Origin of the sequence: Shimia thalassica (assembly GCF_001458215.1) — a bacterium.
In the GTDB taxonomy this organism is placed as follows: domain Bacteria; phylum Pseudomonadota; class Alphaproteobacteria; order Rhodobacterales; family Rhodobacteraceae; genus Shimia; species Shimia thalassica.
The window spans coordinates 34654-55996 of the sequence record NZ_CYTW01000004.1 but is presented as its reverse complement, the minus strand read 5'-3'; the positions used below and the strand labels follow the sequence as shown (position 1 = coordinate 55996).

The 21343-nt window shown below is 56.6% G+C and carries 19 protein-coding genes; 13 read left to right on the top strand and 6 right to left on the bottom strand.

From position 1 onward, the window contains the following. Window positions 1-40 precede the first annotated feature (40 nt). The 7 genes from PH7735_RS15475 to PH7735_RS15445 all read left to right on the top strand — a co-directional run bounded on the left by PH7735_RS15475 (window position 41) and on the right by PH7735_RS15445 (window position 6509). A complete protein-coding gene (locus PH7735_RS15475; RefSeq protein ID WP_058312324.1) occupies window positions 41-1243 on the top strand; it encodes a glycosyltransferase family protein in 1203 nt (400 codons plus the stop codon). After that, window positions 1240-2475: a glycosyltransferase gene (locus PH7735_RS15470; protein WP_058312323.1), complete on the top strand. Its 1236-nt coding sequence runs from the start codon at window positions 1240-1242 to the stop codon at window positions 2473-2475. The genes PH7735_RS15475 and PH7735_RS15470 overlap by 4 nt, the downstream gene beginning before the upstream one ends. 72 nt (window positions 2476-2547) lie before the next feature. Next, entirely contained in the window at window positions 2548-3558 is a 1011-nt protein-coding gene (locus PH7735_RS15465) for a glycosyltransferase family 4 protein (RefSeq protein ID WP_058312322.1), read from the top strand. Then, the gene (locus tag PH7735_RS15460; protein WP_058312321.1) at window positions 3555-4142 is read left to right on the top strand and encodes a histidine phosphatase family protein; all 588 of its coding nucleotides are present in this window, start codon (window positions 3555-3557) and stop codon (window positions 4140-4142) included. The genes PH7735_RS15465 and PH7735_RS15460 overlap by 4 nt, the downstream gene beginning before the upstream one ends. Next, on the top strand, window positions 4139-5278 hold the full coding sequence (locus PH7735_RS15455) for a glycosyltransferase family protein (RefSeq protein ID WP_058312320.1): 1140 nt from the start codon (window positions 4139-4141) through the stop codon (window positions 5276-5278). Before PH7735_RS15460 ends, PH7735_RS15455 begins: the two co-directional genes overlap by 4 nt. Continuing rightward, window positions 5275-6036 (top strand): polysaccharide deacetylase family protein, encoded by a 762-nt coding sequence (locus tag PH7735_RS15450; protein WP_058312319.1) that lies wholly within the window; start codon window positions 5275-5277, stop codon window positions 6034-6036. Before PH7735_RS15455 ends, PH7735_RS15450 begins: the two co-directional genes overlap by 4 nt. Further along, on the top strand, window positions 6033-6509 hold the full coding sequence (locus PH7735_RS15445) for a class I SAM-dependent methyltransferase (protein WP_058312318.1): 477 nt from the start codon (window positions 6033-6035) through the stop codon (window positions 6507-6509). Before PH7735_RS15450 ends, PH7735_RS15445 begins: the two co-directional genes overlap by 4 nt. Here the strand turns inward: PH7735_RS15445 and PH7735_RS15440 are convergent, their stop codons facing one another. From PH7735_RS15440 to PH7735_RS15415, 6 genes are all read right to left on the bottom strand, one after another. Beyond that, window positions 6510-8165, bottom strand: a complete 1656-nt coding sequence (locus PH7735_RS15440; protein WP_058312317.1) for a U32 family peptidase — start codon at window positions 8163-8165, stop codon at window positions 6510-6512. 73 nt (window positions 8166-8238) lie between these two features. Next, the gene (locus PH7735_RS15435; protein ID WP_058312316.1) at window positions 8239-9318 is read right to left on the bottom strand and encodes a DUF1513 domain-containing protein; all 1080 of its coding nucleotides are present in this window, start codon (window positions 9316-9318) and stop codon (window positions 8239-8241) included. 1 nt (window position 9319) lies between these two features. Next, entirely contained in the window at window positions 9320-10336 is a 1017-nt protein-coding gene (locus PH7735_RS15430) for an imelysin family protein (RefSeq protein ID WP_058312315.1), read from the bottom strand. Next, on the bottom strand, window positions 10336-11868 hold the full coding sequence (locus PH7735_RS15425) for a di-heme oxidoreductase family protein (RefSeq protein WP_082645274.1): 1533 nt from the start codon (window positions 11866-11868) through the stop codon (window positions 10336-10338). Before PH7735_RS15425 ends, PH7735_RS15430 begins: the two co-directional genes overlap by 1 nt. 56 nt (window positions 11869-11924) lie before the next feature. Further along, window positions 11925-12944, bottom strand: a complete 1020-nt coding sequence (locus PH7735_RS15420) for a porin family protein (RefSeq protein WP_058312314.1) — start codon at window positions 12942-12944, stop codon at window positions 11925-11927. A gap of 71 nt (window positions 12945-13015) precedes the next feature. Then, window positions 13016-14284, bottom strand: a complete 1269-nt coding sequence (locus tag PH7735_RS15415) for an imelysin family protein (protein WP_058312313.1) — start codon at window positions 14282-14284, stop codon at window positions 13016-13018. A gap of 247 nt (window positions 14285-14531) precedes the next feature. Here PH7735_RS15415 and PH7735_RS15410 point away from each other — a divergent pair, with 247 nt between their 5' ends. The 6 genes from PH7735_RS15410 to PH7735_RS15385 are packed head-to-tail and all read left to right on the top strand — an operon-like array spanning window position 14532 to window position 21319. Then, window positions 14532-16622, top strand: coding sequence for a 3-hydroxyacyl-CoA dehydrogenase NAD-binding domain-containing protein (locus tag PH7735_RS15410; RefSeq protein ID WP_058312312.1), 2091 nt, complete (start codon window positions 14532-14534; stop codon window positions 16620-16622). An 11-nt stretch (window positions 16623-16633) separates the two neighbouring features. Next, complete coding sequence (locus PH7735_RS15405) at window positions 16634-17809, top strand: acetyl-CoA C-acyltransferase (protein ID WP_058312311.1); 1176 nt, start codon at window positions 16634-16636, stop codon at window positions 17807-17809. Window positions 17810-17820: 11 nt separating this feature from the next. Next, window positions 17821-19017: an acyl-CoA dehydrogenase family protein gene (locus tag PH7735_RS15400; protein WP_058312310.1), complete on the top strand. Its 1197-nt coding sequence runs from the start codon at window positions 17821-17823 to the stop codon at window positions 19015-19017. A gap of 15 nt (window positions 19018-19032) precedes the next feature. Then, a complete protein-coding gene (locus PH7735_RS15395) occupies window positions 19033-20127 on the top strand; it encodes an acyl-CoA dehydrogenase family protein (RefSeq protein WP_058312309.1) in 1095 nt (364 codons plus the stop codon). After that, window positions 20124-20543: a PaaI family thioesterase gene (locus PH7735_RS15390; protein WP_058312308.1), complete on the top strand. Its 420-nt coding sequence runs from the start codon at window positions 20124-20126 to the stop codon at window positions 20541-20543. The genes PH7735_RS15395 and PH7735_RS15390 overlap by 4 nt, the downstream gene beginning before the upstream one ends. Further along, complete coding sequence (locus PH7735_RS15385) at window positions 20540-21319, top strand: oxepin-CoA hydrolase, alternative type (RefSeq protein WP_082645273.1); 780 nt, start codon at window positions 20540-20542, stop codon at window positions 21317-21319. Before PH7735_RS15390 ends, PH7735_RS15385 begins: the two co-directional genes overlap by 4 nt. Window positions 21320-21343: the final 24 nt, after the last annotated feature.

The following is a 21343-nucleotide window of genomic DNA, read 5'->3' as shown; positions in this document are numbered from 1 at the left end:
GAAGCGGGAGCACGGTCTGTTGGCAGATGGGGCGAAAGCAATGGGGCAAACGGCAGGGCGGCAATCGCCCCGTGTTCTGTTCTATAGCCATGATACCTTTGGCTTGGGGCATTTGCGCCGCTCGCGCGCACTTGCCAGTGCCATTACCGGAGCGGATTCGCGGATTTCCGCGATCATCCTGACAGGTTCGCCGGTTGCTGGCCGCTTTACCTTTCCCGACCGCGTTGACCACATTCGCCTTCCAGGCGTGACCAAGAATCCGGACGGGTCTTATGCGTCCGAAACTCTTGGGCTGGATATTGATGAAACCACCGAACTGCGCGCCGGATTGATCAAATCGGCGGCGGTTCATTTCAATCCCGATATCCTGATCGTCGACAAAGAGCCGACCGGTTTTCGTGGAGAGCTTATTCCGGCGCTGGATTGGCTCAAAAACAAGCGCAAGGCGCATATTGTTCTTGGGCTGCGGGACGTTCTGGATGAACCCGAAGTGCTGCGCGCCGAATGGGACCGCAAAGGCGCCGTAGAAGCGGCCGAACGCTATTACGACGAAGCTTGGGTTTATGGGTTGCAGTCGATTTATGACCCGACTGCAGGTTTGGATTTCTCCTCAGCGTTCCGTTCGAGGATCAAATACACAGGATATCTTCGCCGCGAAGGTTTGGAAGAGGGCGAAATCCCCGATGAACCTTACATCCTGATCACCCCCGGTGGCGGCGGTGATGGGGCAGGCATGGTGAACCTTGTGTTGTCGGCCTATGAAACCGACCCCTCTCTCAAGCCAAATGCCAAACTGGTCTATGGCCCCTTCCTGTCAGGAGAGCAGCGCGCCGAATTCGAGGCGCGTGTTGCGGCCCTTGAAGGGCGTGTTCAGACCACCGGATTTGACAGCCGCATCGAAAACCTTATTGCCGGCGCACAGGGCATTGTCTCGATGGGGGGGTACAATACCTTTTGCGAAATGCTGTCGTTTAACAAACCCGCCGTGATCGTTCCACGTACCAAGCCAAGGCTCGAACAGTATATTCGTGCGCACAGGGCCGAAGAAATGGGTCTGGTTCGTGTTCTGGATGAATACCGCGATGGATTGACTGTCGCCTCGATGATCGCTGCAATTCGCGCTCTTCCCGATCAACCCGCACCCTCTGCGGCTTTTGTGCCGGGATTGTTGGATGGGCTGGATTTTGTCTCAAACCGGTCGATGCGAATGCTTCAGCTGGAAGGCGCGCAAGGGGCCGCATGAAACGCACATCTCCACGGCTCGCGGTTGTCGTAAAAGGCTGGCCGCGCCTGTCCGAAACTTTCATTGCGCAGGAACTTGTTGCGCTGGAAGAAAAGGGTCACAACCTCGAAATCTGGTCGCTTCGGTTTCCGACGGACAAGAAACGCCATCCGCTTCATAACCGGTTAAAGGCGCCTGTTCGGTATTTGCCAGAGTATCTGCATGAAGAACCTTTGCGGGTGGCCAAAGGGGTTCTGCGCAACCTTCCAAAACGCGGGTTCTGGACGGCATTAGGCGTTTGGTGGAAAGACCTCATGCGGGACAAAACCCGTAACCGCCTGCGTCGGTTTGGACAGGCTTGTGTTCTGGCTGCCGAAATGCCTGACGATACCGGGTCGCTTTATGCGCACTTTATGCATACGCCCGCGTCGGTCACGCGCTATGCCGCGATCATGCGGGGGATGCGTTGGGGTGTTTCGGCGCATGCAAAAGATATCTGGACATCGCCCGAGTGGGAAAAACGAGAAAAGCTTTCGTATCGTGATCACGGCGCGACGTTTCTTGCCACCTGTACACGGTTCGGAGCAGAGCACCTGCGTGAATTGGCAGACATGCCTGATCGTGTTGAACTCATTTACCACGGTCTGGATCTCGGGCGGTTTCCTTTGCCACCGGAACGGCAGGTAAAGGAGGGGACGCTCGAACTGTTGTCGGTTGGCCGGCTGGTCGAGAAAAAGGGATTTGATAACCTGATCGAAGCTTTGGCTAAACTGCCAACGGACCTTGATTGGCGCTGGACACATATCGGCGGGGGCGGGCTTGGCGATACGCTCAAAGCACGCGCCGCAGAGCTTGGGCTGCAGGACAGGATCGTTTGGCGTGGGGCATGTGATCAACCTGATGTCATAGCTGCTTTGCGGGACGCGGATATTTTTGTACTGCCAAGCCGGATTGCAAGTGACGGTGATCGGGATGGGTTGCCGAATGTATTGATGGAAGCAGCCTCTCAAAAGCTGTGTATCCTGTCGACGCCGGTATCTGCGATCCCCGAATTCATCACCAGCGGTGAACACGGCATCCTGTCGGATGATGCACCCGCGGCCCTTGCCGCATCTATTCTTACCCTAGCGCAGAACCCTGCGCAGCGTCTTGAATATGCCGAGGCCGCCTATGCGCGGCTGACGGATCACTTCCTGATGGCGCCTGGTATTGATGCGCTGGACCGTCGGCTAAAGACGCTGACAGACGAGTAGCCGATGTCAAAGATCGCCTTTTACGCGCCAATGAAATCCCCTAACCATACGGTTCCGTCTGGAGATCGGGAAATGGCTCGTGGGGTGATGCGCGCCTTGACGGATGCAGACCGTGGCGTAACCGCCGAGTTGGTTTCCGAGTTTCGCTGTTATGACGGCAAAGGGGATGAGGCGCGCCAAGATGTCTTGATCGCGCAAGCCGCCAAAGAAGCGCAGGGTTTGATTGAAACCGGCGGATGGTCGGCTTGGGTCACTTATCACAGCTATTACAAGGCGCCGGATTTGTTGGGGCCCTCTGTGGCCAATACGCTTGGCATTCCCTACCTCCAGATTGAAGCAACACGTGCAGCAAAACGTCTGGGCGGCCCTTGGGACAGGTTCGCACGATTGGCTGATGCGTCCTGCGAGGCGGCCAATGCGATCTTTTACCTGACCGCACAGGACTATGAAGGGTTGCAACCTTACGAGCGGGAAGGGCAGCCTCTTGTCCAGTTGCACCCGTTCCTTCAGATGGATGATCTGCCACAACCGACGCAACCCGAGGGGCCAACCCTTCTGAGTGCGGGTATGATGCGCCACGGAGACAAGTTGGCCTCGTATGACATTCTTGCACAAAGCTTGCGACATTTGAAAACCACGAACTGGACCCTGTATCTGGCGGGGGATGGGCCAGCGCGCGCTGAGGTCGAGGCCTTGTTCAAACCCTACGCAGACCGCGTTCACTTTTTGGGGCAACTCAATCAGCCGGAGCTGCAACAGGCCTATGGAAGGGCGGGTGCCTTCGTCTGGCCGGGCGTCAACGAGGCCTTCGGGATGGTGTATCTCGAGGCTCAGGCGGTAGGTGTGCCGGTGGTCGCGCAGGATCGCGCAGGTGTCCGAGATGTCGTGCCGTCGTCCGGATTGGTCGAGCAAGGTAACCCTGCATTTGTTGCTGCCGAGATTGATGCCTTGTTTGAACAGGAAACCTATTGGACCATGCGGTCCAAGCAGGCACGTGATTTGGTTAAACAACAACATTTACTCGGGGCCGCCCGAACACGACTGTGGTCGGTTCTTGGCCCCTTGGTGGAGGACACATTATGATCCGTTTTGCCATGATGCGACATGGTCATACCGAATGGAACCGGGCGCACCGCATTCAGGGACGCACGGACATCCCGTTGGATGATCAGGCTCGTCTTGACCTGTCCGCGTTTCGGTTGCCACAAGGCTGGCAGGACGCTGATCTCTATGCCAGCCCCCTGTTGCGCGCCCGTGATACCGCCAAGATCGTGGCAAGGCGCGATCCCGACACGGTTGATGCGTTGATAGAAATGGACTGGGGGAAATGGGAAGGGCTCAAAGGGGTCGATCTCAAGGCCGATCCGGATTCCGGCTTTCGCGACATCGAGTATTGGGGATGGGATTATCGCCCCCCGGAAGGGGAATCTCCGGCAGAGGTGTGGGCACGCGTTGCGCCTTGGTTGTTCTCGCTTACACGCGACAGCATCGCGGTTTGTCATATCGGAACCATGCGTATGGTTTTGGCACAGGCAACGGGATGGGATTTTCTGGGGCCTGCGCCCTTTGCGGTCAAACGGAACAGGTTGTTTGTCGTCGAAGTTGATGACGGCACCGTACGCATTGCGGATCCGGACATTGTTCGCCTAGAGCGCACCGACACATGAAGGTTCTCATTGTCGTCACGCATTTGCTGGGCACTGGCCATCTGTCGCGCGCCTTGACGCTTGGGCGGGCCTGTGCGCGTGCGGGGCATGATGTCTGGGTCATGTCCGGGGGGCGCCCTGCACCTCATATGGACTATACCGGTCTTCATCTGGTGCAGTTGCCTTCGATTGCCTCGGATGGAACCAATTTCTCCCGCTTGTTGCAGGAAGATTCCACAGAGGTTGACGATGCGTTAATGCAGCGCCGCATCGAAGCGGCGGTTTCATCACTTCGCGATATTCAGCCCGATGTGATTGTGACCGAACTGTTTCCTTTCGGACGCCGTTCATTGTCGAACGAGTTTCAGGCGATACTGCAAGCCGCACAGGAAATGAACATACGCCCGCGTATCGTTTGTTCGATCCGCGATATTCTGGCGCCTCCGTCGAAGCCTTCGAAAGCGGAAAAAGCACAAGCGCTTTTGACAGAATACTATGATGCGGTGTTGGTGCATTCCGATCCGGGCATTGTGGCGCTCGAGGAAAGCTGGCCGGTCACGCCAGAGGTTGCAAAGTTGCTGCGCTACACGGGGTTTGTCTCGCCGCCTGCGTCATCGCCCCATCCCGACAATGTCGCGGAAGGCGAGGTGCTGGTGAGTGCTGGTGGTGGCTCGGTTGGACAGGCTCTTTTTGAATGTGCAGTAGACGCCGCGCGCCTGAGCGACCGGCATTGGCGTCTTCTGGTCGGCGGGGCGGATGCGGCACAGCGGATCGAGGCCCTGCAACAAAGAGCAGGCGATCTTGATATCACCATCGAAGGGGTGCGCCCCGACTTTCGCCAAATGCTACACGGTGCGGCCGCCTCGGTGAGCATGTGCGGCTATAACACCGCTCTGGATCTGCTTCAGACTGGCATTCCTGCGGTTCTTGTGCCGTTTGATGACGGCGGCGAAGTCGAGCAAACCTTGCGGGCGAAATCGCTTGCCCATCAAAGCGCAATGTATGTTCTGACTGCACAAGATGCGACGGCGGAAATGATGGCGGCATTGGTTGAAAAGGTGATCCAAGAGGGGCGCCGACATGGGGATGACCTTCAAATGCAGGGCGCAGATCAGACCGTAAAAATCCTCGAAAGTCTGGCAGGAGGACCGGCGTGAATGTAAACTGGACGCCCCTGCGGACGGAATTCGCCCAATGGCGGGCCGAAGGTGTGACGTTGCCATTCTGGTGGCGCGATGACGACGCTATTGAAGCAACCGATGCGCTGTCTCATCTGACTGAACTGGCAGAAGACGCGGGTGTTCCTGTGCATCTTGCGATTATTCCGCGTGACGCCACAAATGGGCTCGTCGCCAAGGTTGACCAGACACGCATGTTGATCCCTGTTGTGCATGGCTGGGCCCACGAAAATCATGCGCCCGCTGACCAGAAAAAGGCCGAGTTTGGTGTGACACGGACACGGGACGATGTGGTTGCTGAACTGAGCAAAGGCAAAGCGCGTTTGCAGGATATGTTTGGTGCGCGGCTGGCCCCGATGTTTGTGCCGCCATGGAACCGGATAGATCCGGCGATCATGCCAGCCCTTGCCGATCTGGGTTATGATGCGGTCTCGACATTCTTGCCCCGAAAGCAGTCAGAAGCAGCGCCGGGTCTGGCCCGGATCAACACACATCTCGATCCCATCTTCTGGCGTGGTACGCGCGGATTGGTTGATCCTGAGGTTCTGGTTGAAAACACGGTCGCGATGCTGCGGGATCGTCGCACCGGAAAAACCGACATCGCAGAACCTTTTGGTTATTTGACCCATCACCTTGTCCACGATGACGATATCTGGGCATTCTCGAAACAATTCTTAAACGAAATGTGCGAAGGGCCAATTGTGCTGTATCGCCATGATGAAAAGGAACAGACATGAGCCGTCTGGACAGTATGATGCGTCGACTGGCAGCCCAGCGCGACGGGTTGGAATGGGGCCACGCCATGGTTGGCGATACCGCTGGCGATTACGTAGATATGGGGCTTGGCAATGGCCGCACCTATGATCACCTGCGTGAAATCGCGCCGGATCGCCGGATCTGGGTCATCGACCGTATCTTGCAATGCCACCCGTCCTGTGTGCCGCCGGAGAAAGATTTCCTACAGGGCGAAGCCGAAGAGATGTTGATCAAGCTGGCAGGCAGCGGATCAAAGATCGTTTTGGCACATTACGATTTTGGCTTTGGTGAGAAAGAAAAGGATGTCGCCGAAGCAGCACGTCTTTCGCCACTTATCGGCGCATGCATGGCACCGGGCGGTGTTCTGATTTCCGGTCAGCCTTTGGTCGGCTTTGAACAGGTGCGTGGACCCGAGACCGTAGCCCCGGATCGTTACTGTTTTTACAAAGTCTGATTACTCGGCGGCGGGCAGTTTAAGTTCCGCCGCTTCCGCTTTGGTCAGCATGGCACCCTGTTTACGTTGCAACAGGATGTCGCGCGCCTTGGCATACATGTCGTCCTGCCAGAAAATCAAACAGCCGTTGCAGCCTTTGCCACAGCACCCTTCGGTGCCCGCACGGTTCGTCTTGAAGCGACGCGTGTTGGTGTCGGCTTCGATGGCTTCGACCAAGGCATCACGGCGCCGGACATAGGCGGTTTCGTTGGTCGTGTCTTTCACTTCCATTGCCAAGGCCGTTTTGTCGAGTTGCAGGCGCTTCCACTGTTCGTCAGTCAGCGCGCGTTCTTTCCGCAAGACCGTATAGGGCGGGAAGTTGGTGCGCAGGTCGTTGATATCTTCATGCTCAAACAGCGAGAACGGCAGACGGATCACCGATTTTGTGGACCCGTGGATGACTTCGCGTTTCTCACCCGTTGCAGCGATTTCATATTCGTACCCGCGCAGCAGGATCGTGTTGCGGGCCACCGGAGAAACGATCTCGATCACATCACCGGGCTCGAGCTTGTTCTTCACTTCAACAAAGAAGGCGTCGTCCTTCACTTCGGTGACAAAACCGGCGTATTCCCATTGGGCAATTGCTGCGGTCTGCTCGTATCCATGCGCGAGGTTGGTCAGGCGGCCCTTGTGGAAGGCGAGCGTGTAACCACGGTTGCCGACGGTATCCAGCTCTTCCATATAGTCCGCAGCGTTCCAGTTTTCCGGATCGGCATAATAGTCATCAATCGCCATACGATAGGCGCGTGCAACGATGGCGGCATAGTATTCGGATTTACCGCGCCCTTCGACCTTGAGACTGTCCACGCCGATGCGCAGGTAATCGTCAAGTTTTGGCATCAGGCAGAGGTCTTTGGAGTTCAGGATATAGCTGCCGCGTTCGTCTTCCTGAATCGGCAGGAACTCACCGGGGCGCACACCTTCTTCCAGCAGGAACTCGAACATGTGCTGATTGTCTTCGTCGACGATCAGTTCCTGAATGGTTCCGTCTTTCAGGCGCATATGGAACTTATAGTTCCAGCGACAGGAATTGGCACAGTTGCCCTGGTTGGCACCGCGTTCCGCCATAAAGTTCGACAGCAGGCAACGGCCGGAATAGGTCATGCACATGGCGCCATGCACAAACGCCTCGAGTTTGATGTCAGGGCATTCTGCGCGGATTTCTTCCAATTCGGGGAAAGACACTTCTCGGGCCAGAACCACCAGATCGGCGCCTTGGCCTTCCCAGAACTTCACGGTCAACCAAGAGGCGATGTTGGCCTGCGTCGACACATGCAGTGGAATTTCAGGGGCACGTTCGCGCACGTATTGAAAGACGCCGGGGTCCGAGATGATCAACCCGTCCGGTTTAACCTTGCGCACGGTTTCCAGATATTCCTCGAATTTGGGAATGTCTTTGTTGTGCGAAAACAGGTTGAGCGTCAGATAGGCGCGTCGGCCATGGGCATGGCAAAAGTTCACACCCTCAATCACATCTTCCAGTGAGAATTCGGATTTTGTACGCAGGCTCAGGTCTGGTGTGCCCAGATACACGGCATCTGCCCCATACAGGACGGCCATCTTGAGCTTACGCAGATTGCCTGCTGGCATCAGCAGTTCGGAACGGTGTTGTGTCATGACTCGCGCTTTCCGTTTTGGAAGGCTGTTCCATACAGGAAATTCGCGCTTTGGCAAAGCCACCCCGTCGAGGTCAGCCAGTCACCGCCACCAAGTGGTTGTCGAACTGCAAATCATGCTTGCGGATTTGTGACAACTCCGCGCCTTCAAAGGCGCCGAAACGTCCGGTTCCTGTGCTGATCGCAAATCCATTGTCCAGCGTCCCAAGTCCACAAACATCCGGCTCTTCCAGAGTTTTCAGCAGGGCACCGCTTTGCGTGTCAAACACCAGAACCAAACCCCCCCTTGGTGAGCTGATCGCAGTCTCTGTGCCGTCCGGCGTCATGGCCACGCTACCGACATAGCCTTTCATGCGGTGGTGGATGTCTTGGGGAAGCTCGGGAAGGCGAAGGTCTTTGCCCATCTGGTGCAACCCCAGCAAGGCAGGGGCTTCGGAAGTGGTTTGCCATTGCATCCCGAATGCAACCGTACCGTCGTTTGAAACCGCCAGATGCCGGATCGAGTTCATGTGCATGTTTTGAGGAAGCGAGACCGTTTCCAGAATTTGCCCCGTTGGGGACAGATAGGTCAAATTGGGCTGCATCGTCGGGATGTTGAGCTTTGTGCGGCCTGACTCCGGATGGGTGTCGATCCCACCGTTTGCAATCACCAGAGTTTCACGACCGGGAATGCGTTTGATCTCGTGTGGGCCAATCCCGCCGCTGGCGAATTCACTGATCCGTTTGTAGCCGGCCGCAACATCCCAGACGCCAATGCGGCCTTCTCCGAGTTCATAATCGTTTTCGGTGGTGAACAGGGTTGTGCCGTCTTGTGAAAAGGCGCCGTGCCCATAGAAATGCCGCCCTTCGGGCGAGTTCAGACGATGCAAAATGGCGCCACTGCTGCAATCAACAACATAGGCAAAGGTTCCGGGACGACGGGCAAAGCCAACAGCCTCGGGGCGATTAGGATGGGCCGTTGCGGCATGTCCACGATCAGGAATAGGCAGACGGAACAGCTCTGCGCCGTCTTTTGTCAGCCCGACAAGAACATATTGCCCGTCCGGTTGACGTGCCGCATTCAGAAAGCCGGGGCAGCCTGCGTCTGCCCAGCCAATCGCCGGTACAAAACCCGACGCCAAAACACCGCCCAGAAACCCGCGTCGCGTTGTCATCCTAGTCTCCATCCAGAGCGTTGAAGCCTTCGGTGACCTCGAGCGCAAGCGCCAGTTCATCGGCCAAAATCTCGCGAACTGCCTCGAGCGATTGACGCAATGTGTCGACCTCGAACCAGCCTTGAACGTCCGCGATATTCGCAAATGTGGGATCGTCCTGTGTCGCTGCGATATCCAGAGCATAGATAAAAGCGTTGTCCAGTCGTGCCGCCACACCGGGATGATCGGCGGAAATCACAGAGGCCAAGTCGCGCAGCGATGTCAAAGAGACTTCGACGTTGCGCAAAGAGCGCCCCGAGCGCCACGCTTCGGCACGCTTGGGGCGAGGCTTGTTAAAGCTGCCCAAGGGACGACCAAGACGGGTGTCTTTGGTGAATTCCACGCCGGTATACAGGGCTTTGAACGCCTCTTGCAGAGCTTCTGTGTCTGTGCGGTACGGGCCACTTTCCGATGGGTGCATCATCAGGTTTGCATAGGTGTTGTCCCAGTCCGTCGAAATCGCGCGAGCATTGTTGGCAATGTCCTGCGTTACGGTCTGGACCAATGTGCAATGATACTGGGGGTCGCCAATGGTCGAGACAACATCGTCAAACAGAAGAAATTCGAGCGCATAGAGACCACGCGCTGCGATTGAAACCTCTTGGTAGGCCTCGGCAGACAACCCTGCCGGATCTCCATCAACCAGAAAACGGGTCAACGATTTGGGTGTTTTGTTGCGGCTGTCAGGCCAAAAGGCGAGAGCGAAGGCGCGGTTGTCCTGTTCGGAGGGACCGAACCTGAGGTGGCTGACACCGATCCATGCATCAAAAGTGTCATTGAAGGAGGCCTTCAAGGGCGCAGAGTTCACGCGGCAATCGCTTTGTGCGGCATCGGCCAGCTTTGTCGCTTCGTTGGCAAAGGTCTCGTACCGCGGCAGGATGTGATCCTGAACCACCGCCTGAATAATTGGCGATGATCCTTCCGCGTGCGCCAAAGCCGGCATCACAAAAGCAAGGACAATAGCGCGCAGTTTGGTCATCACAAACTCTCCAAAAATCTAATAAGCGCATCACGGTCGGCGCGTGGCATGGCAATTACAGCGTCGCGCATTTGTTCGGCTTCGCCGCCATGCCAAAGCACGGCTTCAAGCAGCGAGCGCGCGCGACCATCGTGCAAAAAATACGTATGCCCGCTGACTTGTCGCGTCAAACCGATACCCCACAGCGGAGGCGTTTTCCATTCCTGTCCGTTTGCGCGGACTTCGGGCCGATTGTCTGCAAGTCCCGGGCCCATGTCATGCAGCAACAGGTCCGTATAGGGCCAGATCATCTGGAAGCTTTGCTCAGGCTGATCCGCCAATCGGTGGGTCACATAAGCTGGCGTATGACAGCTGGCACAGCCTGTTTCGTGAAACAGACGCTTGCCGCGCAAAACCTCTGTGTCGTTGACATCGCGTCGGGATGGAACGGCCAGGTTGCGCGAATAAAAGGTGACCAGATCCAGCGCTTCGGAATCGATCTCAAAAACCCTGACATCCTTGTCGCCATGCGGGGCGGTGCGACAGGCCTGCTGGTTCTCTGAGCAGTCGCCCCATGGCGCGGGCAACAGGGGGTTGGAAATGCCGATATCATTGGAAAAGGCTTCGGCAGATTGTTGGCGCACGGTTGGTGATCCGGCCTTGTGCCCGAATCTGCCCAGCATGGGTTGGTCATACTCCAGGGACCAAACAACATTGGGGCGCCCGGAGATTCCGTCATCATTGGCGTCCATGGGATCGGCCTTGGCCAGAATATCCGTGACGGGAATTGCCTCGAGCAACCCAAGACCAATCATCTGAGGGGCCACGCGCGGGCTGAATTCTGCGTCGGGGTGCATCGGGCCAAAGCCTAGATTGTCCGTGTGATAGGTCGGGTTCCTCAGAGTGACGATTTTGCCATCCGCAAGCGTCACGGGCAGGTCTTCGTATGTGACACGAAGGCTGTATTCCGCTGGCACACCGGCGAGGCTGTGGTCCTGCAATTGAAAGCCATAGGTCGGCTCGGGTCGGGACGCGATATAGCCTTGGATGTTTTCATGACCAACAGCAGAGTCGGCAGGGATCGAGACACGCAGGAACATGGAAATGGCGTCGTCGTCCGGAGATTCCGGTGGATGGCCGCGCCCGTCATTTACATGGCAGCGGCGACATGATCGCGCATTATAAAGCGGCCCAAGCCCGTCAGAGGCTTTGGTCGATGACGGTGACGAAACCCAAAGCTTGTCAAACAGCGACTCGCCGACGCGAAACAGCAATTCGTCTTCAAAGGACATGTTTGCCGAAGGCTGCACAAAGGCCGTTTCGTCCGTTCGCGCAGCGACGGTTGCCTTGCCTGCTGTATTAATCTCGAAAGGAGAGAGTGCAGAGGGATCGATATCTGATCCGATTGCCTGTTCAATGCGTACGGCCTCTTTTGCTGTTCTTGGCAGAACGTTGAGGTGAGGGTCCCCAAGATGCGTCCAGCTTTCGGCCTGCACAAAAGTTGGGGCGGCCAGAAGGCCGGCACATATACACAGAATGGGTCTGTGTCGCATTTCGCGACTCCGTTGAAATGGAGTGCCCGCCTTAAAAACGGGCACTCGAAGACGTGTTAGCCGCCAAGCGGGATCAGAATGTTCAATCCCAAAAGCGTATCGTTTGTTCCGTTGTCATCGGAGTACCCGATGGCTCCCCCCAAAGTCACGCCGTTTTGCAGTTCATACTCGACAGCGAGGGAAACCATGTCGGTTACACCCGCAGTGTCCAGATCACGACGCGCATAGGTGCCAGATAGGGTTGTGTTCGACGCAATGCCATAGGCCGCGTTCAGGGTCAGATAGGTCGCATCGTCCGTGCCGCCACCATAGTTCTGGAAGGCTGCAACTTCACCAAACAGATCCACACCACCAAGCGAATGCGCTACAGCAGCCACAAAACCGGTTTCGTCATCTACGTCGCCTGTTCCTGCCGTCAGATAACGCGCACCGACCAGAACCGCCGTATCACCAAACTCTTTGGTCCATTGAATCGATGCGTTGTTCAATTGACCGGTGTTGCCTGCGCCACCTGCTGCGGTTGTGTTGCGGCCCCGATCCGTGAATGCAGAGCTGCTAAGCGCGGTGTCATCCGCATAGAAAAGACCGAACGACAGGGTGCTGCCGTCGCCGAGGCTGACATCGGCGAGGATACCGATCTGTTCCGCAAGTTCATAATCTTCGGCCAGTGTTGCGCCATAGAAACCCGCGGCCGAGTCCCATGTTGTACCAAATGATGGGTGCACTTTACCCAGCATGATGCTTGTCGAGGCGATATCGAATTGCACACCAAATTCATGCGAATAAAGACCAACACCTTCAAAGGTGCCGTCACCGTTGTAGGCAGGGTCCAGACCGGATTCGAGGGTCAGCCCCAGAAACGCCGAGAATGTTGGCGTGAATTGCGCCGCCATGTTGATCTCGGTGATCAGGTAGTTGTCTGTGACCTCGTTACCGGCGGTATTTGAGTCGATGACCGAATCTGATCCGATCTCGATTTCACCTTCCCAGGTGAAGATAGAGCTTTCTTGTGCCAAGACGCCGGACGCACAAAGCGAAAGGGATGCGGCAACCGCACCCAGCATGGTGGTGTTCATTTTTTTTCCTGAAGTTTGAGCGGGCAGACCGTCTGGCGTCTGGCTGGTGGTCTGCCCGAAGTTTGGGTTAATTATTGAAAGACACTTGAGGGGTTGTCGAGACTGTCTGATCCCTCAACCGAGATCGCGTCTAGACCAAGAACGGTCACAACGCGTTCGATGCTGCGTGTTTGGTCAACAAGGCCATTCACGCCACCCATGATCAGCGCTTCGCCTTCGGTGTTTCCACGTTCCAGCATCTGGTCATAGGCAAATCCATTGTCAGCGGCGGCTTTCATCGCGCCCAATGCCGTCATGGTCGCGTCCAGTTTCGCACGCATTTCGGCGTCGAGGTCGGTGTCGACCTTTGACACGAGATCCGACAGTGACGCGCCCGAGACTTCGGTGCCGTCAATGCGTGTGTAGCTGCCCAGATATACGTTCTGAATGCCTTTGCCGTCGTAGTAGTGGCTGTTGTGCGTGTTGTCCGAGAAGCAATCATGCTCTTCTTCCGGATCGTTCAGCATCAATCCAAGGCGCATGCGCTCACCTGCCTGCTCGCCATAGGACAACGATCCCATCCCGGTCAGGATGGCCGTAATTCCTGCGGTTTCATCTGCGGTCACGGTTGCACGTGCTTTGCCGCCATCGGCCCATTGTGCCGCCATGAATTCAAGATCGCTCACGAGAAGATCCGTTGCGGCGCGCAGATACTCGGCACGTCGGTCACAGTGACCGCCTATGCATGCATCTCCCATGGCATAATCTGTGAATGGGCGTGCGCCAGCCCCGGCGTTGGTGCCATTCAGATCCTGACCCCACAGCAGAAACTCGATGGCATGGTATCCTGTTGCGACATTTGCCTCGACTTCATCTGCTTCGTGCAGGGTTTCGGCCAGAAACTCTGGTGTGATGGAAGAGGCGTCGATGGTCTTGCCCGAGATTTCAAACGAGGGGTTTGCAATCACGTTGGCCACATTCAGGGGATTCTCGTCCGACGGGCCGCCGTAAGACGAATCAACATAGTCGATCAGACCTTCATCCAAAGGCCAAGCGTTCACTTTGCCTTCCCAATCATCAACGATAGCGTTTCCGAAACGGTACACTTCGGTTTGCTGATAGGGCACGCGCGATTCGATCCAGGCTGCTTTCGCCGCATCGAGCGTTTCTTGGGACGGCGCTGCAATCAGCGCATTTACGGCATCCTGAAGCGTTTTTGCAGTGATCAGGCTGTCGCTGTATTTTGCTTCGGCGATATCAGCATAGTTTGAAAGAACATCTGCTTTTGAGGCAGCAAGGGCGGCGCCTGAGATGCTCATGCAAAGAGCCGTGGTTGCCCAAAATGTGGTGCTGGTTTTCATGGTCTCGTTCCTAATTGGTTGTTTTATTCCGAGGTGCATAACTCGGTTTGCGCATAACTTGAGTATATCTGTCGGAAAAGTAAAGCTGCTTATTTTACTCAGGTATTGTTTTTTTGAATTCAGCTCCATCGCCCGAAATTCCGTTACGTATCGAACTGAAAAGTAGAAATTCCACATATTGAAATATCTCGGCGCACAGGTACGATCTTGTTCATTAGTAAACGGCCACGAATTTTGGGAGGAAAGCGTGTCGAACCCTGTTTCCACGACTTTAGAAGGCCGCGTTGCGGTTATCGAAATCAACAATCCGCCAGTAAATGCAGCAAGTCATGCCGTGCGCGAGGGGCTGATCAATGCAGTGCTTGATGCAGACGCTAACGAAGATGCCGACATCATCGTTGTTTACGGAGGTGGCAGCACATTCATTGCAGGCGCTGACATCAAGGAATTTGGCAAGCCGCCACAGGCGCCGCATTTGCCGAACCTGATCGATGAAATGGAGGCGATCTCGACCCCGACGGTTGTCGCCTTGCATGGCACGGCTCTGGGTGGCGGTCTCGAAGTGGCGCTGGGCTCTCATTATCGAATCGCTCTGCCGACCGCAAAATTCGGCCTGCCCGAGGTGAACCTTGGTCTGTTGCCGGGCGCGGGAGGAACGCAGCGTTTGCCGCGCGTCGTGCCCATCGCGAAGGCTGCGCAAATGATGACGACCGGCGCGATGATTGGCGCGCAGGAAGCGCTCGAACTGGGGTTGGTTGACGAAATCGCCGAGGGGTCTGATGTGCGGGCCGCCGGTATTGCATACGCGAACAAGCTTTTGTCAGAAGGCGCAGGTGTGCGTCCGACAAGTGCACGTGCCCCAAGCCCCGTTGCAGAGGGTGAACTGGACGCCATCCGCGCCAAGGTGTCCAAAGCGGCGCGCGGGTTGATCGCGCCTCTCAAGATCATGGATGCGATCGAAGCGGCAATCACCCTTCCATTTGCAGAAGGGGTAATGAGAGAACGCGCCTTGTTCATGGAATTGATGGCGGACGATCAACGAAGCGCGATGATCCACGCGTTCTTTAGCGAACGTCAGGTTGGCAAAGTGCCCGAATTAAAGTCGGGAACGCCGCGCGATATCTCGGTGATGGGTGTTGTTGGCGGTGGCACAATGGGGGCAGGGATTGCCACCAGTGCATTGCTTGCCGGACTTGAGGTCACACTGGCCGAACGCGACACAGATGCCGCAGACAAGGCATTTGCAACGGTCGTTGGACATCTGGACGGCGCTCTGAAACGCGGAAAACTCAACCAGAAAAAGTATGAAGCAATCGTTGGCGGCAAATTCCGCACCACAACGGATTATGCCGATTTCGCGGATGTGGATCTGGTAATCGAGGCTGTGTTCGAAAGCATGGATGTCAAGAAAGACGTGTTTGGGCAGCTCGACAAAATCTGCAAGCCAGGCGCGATCCTGGCCTCGAACACCTCTTACCTCGATATTGATGAAATTGCGGCAATGACCAATCGTCCCGAGGACGTCATCGGCCTGCACTTCTTCTCGCCGGCGCACATGATGCGACTGCTGGAAATCGTTGTGGGTGACAAAACGTCTGACGATGTCGTGGCAAGCGGGTTCGCTTTGGCCAAGAAAATGCGCAAGATCGCGGTGCGGTCGGGTGTCTGTGACGGCTTTATCGGCAACCGTATCCTTAACACCTATGCCAAGGCATTGAATGGCGCGGTTCTGGCAGGAGCCAGCCCATATGACGTTGACCGTGCGATGGAAAATTTTGGTCTGGCGATGGGCTTGTTCCGGGTCGCAGACCTTGCAGGTCTTGATATCGGTTGGGCAAACCGCAAACGCATGGCGGCGACACGCGACCCCCGCGAGCAGTATTCCGAGTTCCACGACAAATTGTGCGAGCTTGGCAGGTTTGGGCGCAAAACGGGGCGGGGCTTTTACATCTACGGCGCTGACCGCAGTGAAACCAAGGATCAAGAGGTTCTCGACATGATCGCCGCAGAGCGTGACGCCAAAGGCATCGCCCCGCGCGAGATCAGCGATCAAGAGATCATCGACCGGTATATGGCCGCAATGGTCAATGAATCTGCCAAAGTGGTGGGAGAGGGCATCGCCCTGCGTCCGCTGGACGTCGATATCACCCTGATGAATGGCTACGGCTTCCCACGCTGGCGCGGCGGGCCGCTGCATTATGCCGACACGGTGGGCATCCAAAAGATCCTGAACGACATCAAAACCTTCCAGAAAGAAGATGACTTTTTCTGGCAACCAGCCCCGCTGCTGGAAAAACTGGCGGCTGAAGGCAAAACATTTTCAGACCTGAACGGGTAAGGAGAAATCCCATGAAACAAGCCGTAATCGTATCCACCGCCCGGACGGGTCTCGCGAAATCGTTCCGGGGGTCTTTCAACGCAACACACGGGGCCACAATGGGCGGCCACGCCGTTCAGGCAGCCGTGTCTCGTGCTGGTCTGGATGGTAGCGAGATCGAAGATTGCATCATCGGCTGCGGTCTTCCCGAAGGCGAGACAGGCGGCAACATCGGTCGCCAGATCGCACTGCGCGGCGGATTGCCAATTTCTGCGTCGGGCATGACCGTAAACCGGTTCTGTTCTTCCGGACTGCAATCAATCGCACTGGCCGCTAATGCGATCACATCGGATGGCGCAGGTCCCATGGTTGCTGGCGGTGTGGAAAGCATTTCTATGGTGCAGGCAAAAATGCGCCCTGCCGCCGATCCCTGGTTGCTAGAGCACAAGCCGGCCATTTACATGACCATGCTGGAAACCGCCGATATCGTTGCCCAGCGGTATGGCGTGACACGTGAGGCACAGGATGAATACGGCCTGCGCAGCCAACAGCTGATTGCCAAAGCACAGGCAGAAGGCAAATTCGATGATGAAATCGTCGCGATGCAGGCAACCATGGCCGTCAAGGACAAGGAAACCGGCGAGATTTCGATGCACGAAGTGACCGTGGATCGCGACGAGTGTAATCGCCCGACCACCACGATCGAGGGGTTGGCAAGTCTTGAACCCGTGCGCGGACCCGAGAACTTTATCACGGCGGGCAATGCCAGCCAGTTCTCAGACGGGGCAGCAGCCCTTGTTCTTATGGAGGCTGACGAGGCCGAGCGGCGCGGTCTCGAGCCGCTGGGCGCGTTCAAAGGCTTTGCGGTTGCTGGGTGTGAACCGGATGAAATGGGGATCGGTCCCGTGTTTGCGGTGCCTCGCCTGCTCGAACGGCATGGTCTGAGGGTTGACGATATCGATCTGTGGGAGCTGAACGAAGCCTTCGCCAGCCAGTGTCTCTATAGCCGTGACCGTTTGGGCATCGACCCCGACAAATACAACGTGAATGGCGGGTCAATCGCGATTGGACACCCTTATGGCATGACGGGGGCGCGCATGACGGGTCACCTGATGCTGGAAGGGAAACGCCGCGGTGCCAAGCTCGGTGTGGTATCCATGTGTATCGGCGGCGGCATGGGTGCGGCTGGCCTGTTCGAAATCTTCTAAGAGGACGCGACATGGACCTGAGTTATACCGATGAGGAGCAAGCCTTTCGCGCAGAAGTGCGCGATTGGCTGGCTGAAACGCTGCCAAGAGACCTTAGCGAGAAAGTGCGGCTGGGCAAACGCATGTCCAAGCAGGATGTCGAACATTGGCACAGGCTGTTGAACGCAAAGGGTTGGCTGGCCCCAAACTGGCCAAAGAAATATGGCGGGGCGGAGTGGAATGCCGTTCAACGCCAGATTTTCGAAGAAGAGGCCTGTTTGGCGCACGCGCCTAGAACATTGCCATTCGGTCTGAGTATGCTGGCGCCCGTTTTGATGGCCTTTGGCAGCGAAGAACAGCGGCAGAGATTTTTGCCGGGACTTCTGGATGGCACCAACTGGTGGTGTCAGGGGTATTCCGAACCGGGAGCGGGATCGGATCTTGCTGCGGTGAAAACGCGCGCTGTTCGTGAAGGCGACGAATATGTGGTCAATGGTCAGAAAACATGGACCACATTGGGCCAGCATGCCGATTGGATCTTTTGTCTTGTGCGCACGGATCCGGATGCCAAAAAACAGGAAGGCATTTCTTTCCTTCTGATCGATATGACGTCTCCGGGTGTCACGGTGCGGCCCATCGTGTTGATCGATGGCGAAGCAGAGGTAAACGAGGTCTTTTTCGATAACGTCAGGGTACCCGCAGAAAACCTTGTTGGTGAAGAGAACAAAGGCTGGACCTATGCCAAGTATCTTCTGACCCATGAACGCACCAACATCGCCGGAGTCGGATTCTCTACCGCGGCGCTCGATACCGTCAAACATGTTGCGCAAAATGTGAAATCGGGTGGCAAACCTCTTACGGAAAATCCGCACTTCGCGGCGCGTCTGGCGCAGGTTGAAATTGATCTGATGGCCATGGCGACCACCAATCTGCGCGTTGTTTCAGCGGCCGCAAAAGGCGAGGCGCCCGGCGCGGAAAGTTCCATGCTCAAGGTCAAAGGCACGGTTATTCGTCAAGAACTGACTTCATTGTTGCGCCGTGCCGTTGGACCCGACGCATTGCCGTTCCAGCCGGATTATCTGGAAGGGGGCGACAACGCCGAAATGATGGGCCCCGAACATGCTGCGACTGCTGGTCCGAGCTATTTCAACATGCGCAAGCTGTCGATCTTTGGCGGATCGAACGAAGTGCAGCGTACCATCATCACCAAAGCCATTATCGGGCTTTAAGGAAGGGGGCAGGACATGGATTTTAACCTGACCGAAGAACGCCGGATGTTGCAGGATACGCTGTCACGTTTTCTGGCAGACAAATATGACCACGACAGCCGTCGCAAAGGCATCGCATCGGGTCGCCCGTTTGATCCCGACATCTATGCAGGTTTGGCCGAACTGGGTGTCTTGGGGGCTCTGTTCACGGAAGATCAGGGTGGATTTGGCGGAATGGGCTTTGATCTGTCCGTTGTGTTCGAAGAACTGGGCCGCGCTGGGGTAATCGAGCCGTTGTTGCCTGCTGTTTTAACCGGGTCATTGATTGCGGACCGCACGGACCTTGTCGAAGAGGTGATTGCAGGCGAAAGCATCGTTGCGCTGGCCTGTACGGAATCACAGGCGCGCTATGATCTGGATAATGTCGAGACCTCTGTTGTTGATGGCAAATTGAATGGCACGAAGGTGCATGTGCTGAACGGCGCACAGGCCTCGTCGCTTGTTGTTGTGGCCCGTGAAAGCGGTAAAACCACGGATCAGGATGGCATTGCCCTTTTCCTTGTTCCGACGGACGCCAAGGGTGTCACAATTGTCGATTACACAAATAACGACGGGACATCTGGTGCAACGGTGACGTTTGTTGATGTTGCGCTTGATGAAACCAACCGCCTGCCCGGCGGGTATGCAGCCCTTGAGGCCGCAGTGGCGCGCGGAGTTCTTGCCCTCTCGGCCGAGGCGCTGGGCGCGATGGAGACAGCCAAGGCCCTGACCATCGAGTACCTGAAAGAGCGCAAGCAGTTCGGTGTTCCGATTGGCAAGTTTCAAGCGTTGCAGCACCGCATGGCGGACGTGTTGATCGAAGTTGAGCAGGCACGCTCTGCAGTGATCAATCTTGCTGGGCATCTGGAGGCGGATCGCACCACTCGCGAACGCAATGTCAGCGCGACCAAAAACCTGATTGGGCGCGTTGGTGCGCAGGTCGTGGAAGAGTCTGTTCAGATGCATGGTGGCATTGGCATGACGGACGAATATGCCCTGTCGCATTTCACCCGACGTATCACCATGATCGATCACTGGTTTGGCGATGTTGATCACCATCTTGCCCGCTTTATCGCGTTGTCCGCTGCATGAGCGGCACTGCACCAATCCGCAAGCCTCTTCCTTTGGCGAGGCTGATCGGTTTTCGGGTCGAGTTGGATGCCGAAAAGAAAGAAGCGCACTGCGTTTTGGACGCTGCGGATATACATATGAACCGGCATGGTGTTTTGCATGGTGGGCTGATCTCCACCCTGCTGGACACGGCAGGGGGCGTCACAGCCAGCATGACCGTCGATGACGACGGGCTGACCCCGTTCACCACCGTTTCGCTGAACATCAATTTTGTGGCGCCCGCGCTTCAGGGCGAGGTGCGTGCCGTTGGTCGCGTCACAGGTGGCGGGCGTAGCCTGAAATTTGTCACCGCCGAAATGCATGATCACCAGGGCAAACTGATCGCGAGTGCAACCGGTGTGTTTAAGCGCGTGCGCCAAACGGAGGCCCAATCATGACAGAGAAATATCGCCACGAGATGACAGGGGCCTGCCTGACGATCTGGAATTGCAATCCGGCCATGCGCAATGCGCTGTCGCCCGAATACTATCAAGGATTGCTGGCCGGACTGTCGCGTGCTGCAACTGATCCGTCCATTGCGGCTGTTGTACTGGCGGGGGAAGGCGGGTTTTTCTGCTCGGGTGGGGATCTCAATACGCTGAAGCTGCGTCGTGAGATGTCAGAGGAAGAACGCCGAACGCAGATCGAGAATCTGAGCAAGATCATCCGCGCGATCAAGGAATGCCCCAAGCCGGTGATCGCCGCCGTGGAAGGGGGCGCTGCCGGAGCCGGACTTTCGATTGCCATGGCCTGTGACATCGTATTGGCCGGTGAAAATGCGAAATTCACTCTGGCCTATGTCAAGGCGGGCCTCGTGCCGGACGGTGGGGCCACCTATTCGCTGATACAGGCGATGCCACGCGCGACGGTGGCCCGTATGGCCATGCTGGCCGAGCCGCTTGGCGCAAAGCGCATGTTTGACCTTGGGGCCGTGACAGAGGTTCTGGAAGATGGATCGGTTGTCGCCGCGGCGCATGCCTTGGGCGCGCAGATTGCCAATGGCCCTGAACAAGCCATCACTGTGATCAAGCAACTGCTGAACAGCGCGGAAACCGCGACATTGGCCGAGCAGCTGGACGCAGAACGAGACGCCATGGCGCATGCCTTGGGCGGAGATGAGGCGCAGACAGGTATCAAGGCATTTCTGAACAAGGAGAAACCTGTCTTTAGGTAACTCAAGCGACTTTGGGAGGAGCGC

Bases quoted from the DNA above. Each gene is read 5' to 3' on its own strand.
- PH7735_RS15475 (WP_058312324.1), top strand. From the start codon at position 41: ATGGGGCAAACGGCAGGGCGGCAATCGCCCCGTGTTCTGTTCTATAGC.
- PH7735_RS15470 (WP_058312323.1), top strand. From the start codon at position 1,240: ATGAAACGCACATCTCCACGGCTCGCGGTTGTCGTAAAAGGCTGGCCG.
- PH7735_RS15465 (WP_058312322.1), top strand. From the start codon at position 2,548: ATGGCTCGTGGGGTGATGCGCGCCTTGACGGATGCAGACCGTGGCGTA.
- PH7735_RS15460 (WP_058312321.1), top strand. From the start codon at position 3,555: ATGATCCGTTTTGCCATGATGCGACATGGTCATACCGAATGGAACCGG.
- PH7735_RS15455 (WP_058312320.1), top strand. From the start codon at position 4,139: ATGAAGGTTCTCATTGTCGTCACGCATTTGCTGGGCACTGGCCATCTG.
- PH7735_RS15445 (WP_058312318.1), top strand. From the start codon at position 6,033: ATGAGCCGTCTGGACAGTATGATGCGTCGACTGGCAGCCCAGCGCGAC.
- PH7735_RS15440 (WP_058312317.1), bottom strand. From the start codon at position 8,165: ATGACACAACACCGTTCCGAACTGCTGATGCCAGCAGGCAATCTGCGT.
- PH7735_RS15435 (WP_058312316.1), bottom strand. From the start codon at position 9,318: ATGACAACGCGACGCGGGTTTCTGGGCGGTGTTTTGGCGTCGGGTTTT.
- PH7735_RS15430 (WP_058312315.1), bottom strand. From the start codon at position 10,336: ATGACCAAACTGCGCGCTATTGTCCTTGCTTTTGTGATGCCGGCTTTG.
- PH7735_RS15425 (WP_082645274.1), bottom strand. From the start codon at position 11,868: ATGCGACACAGACCCATTCTGTGTATATGTGCCGGCCTTCTGGCCGCC.
- PH7735_RS15420 (WP_058312314.1), bottom strand. From the start codon at position 12,944: ATGAACACCACCATGCTGGGTGCGGTTGCCGCATCCCTTTCGCTTTGT.
- PH7735_RS15415 (WP_058312313.1), bottom strand. From the start codon at position 14,284: ATGAAAACCAGCACCACATTTTGGGCAACCACGGCTCTTTGCATGAGC.
- PH7735_RS15405 (WP_058312311.1), top strand. From the start codon at position 16,634: ATGAAACAAGCCGTAATCGTATCCACCGCCCGGACGGGTCTCGCGAAA.
- PH7735_RS15400 (WP_058312310.1), top strand. From the start codon at position 17,821: ATGGACCTGAGTTATACCGATGAGGAGCAAGCCTTTCGCGCAGAAGTG.
- PH7735_RS15395 (WP_058312309.1), top strand. From the start codon at position 19,033: ATGGATTTTAACCTGACCGAAGAACGCCGGATGTTGCAGGATACGCTG.
- PH7735_RS15390 (WP_058312308.1), top strand. From the start codon at position 20,124: ATGAGCGGCACTGCACCAATCCGCAAGCCTCTTCCTTTGGCGAGGCTG.
- PH7735_RS15385 (WP_082645273.1), top strand. From the start codon at position 20,540: ATGACAGAGAAATATCGCCACGAGATGACAGGGGCCTGCCTGACGATC.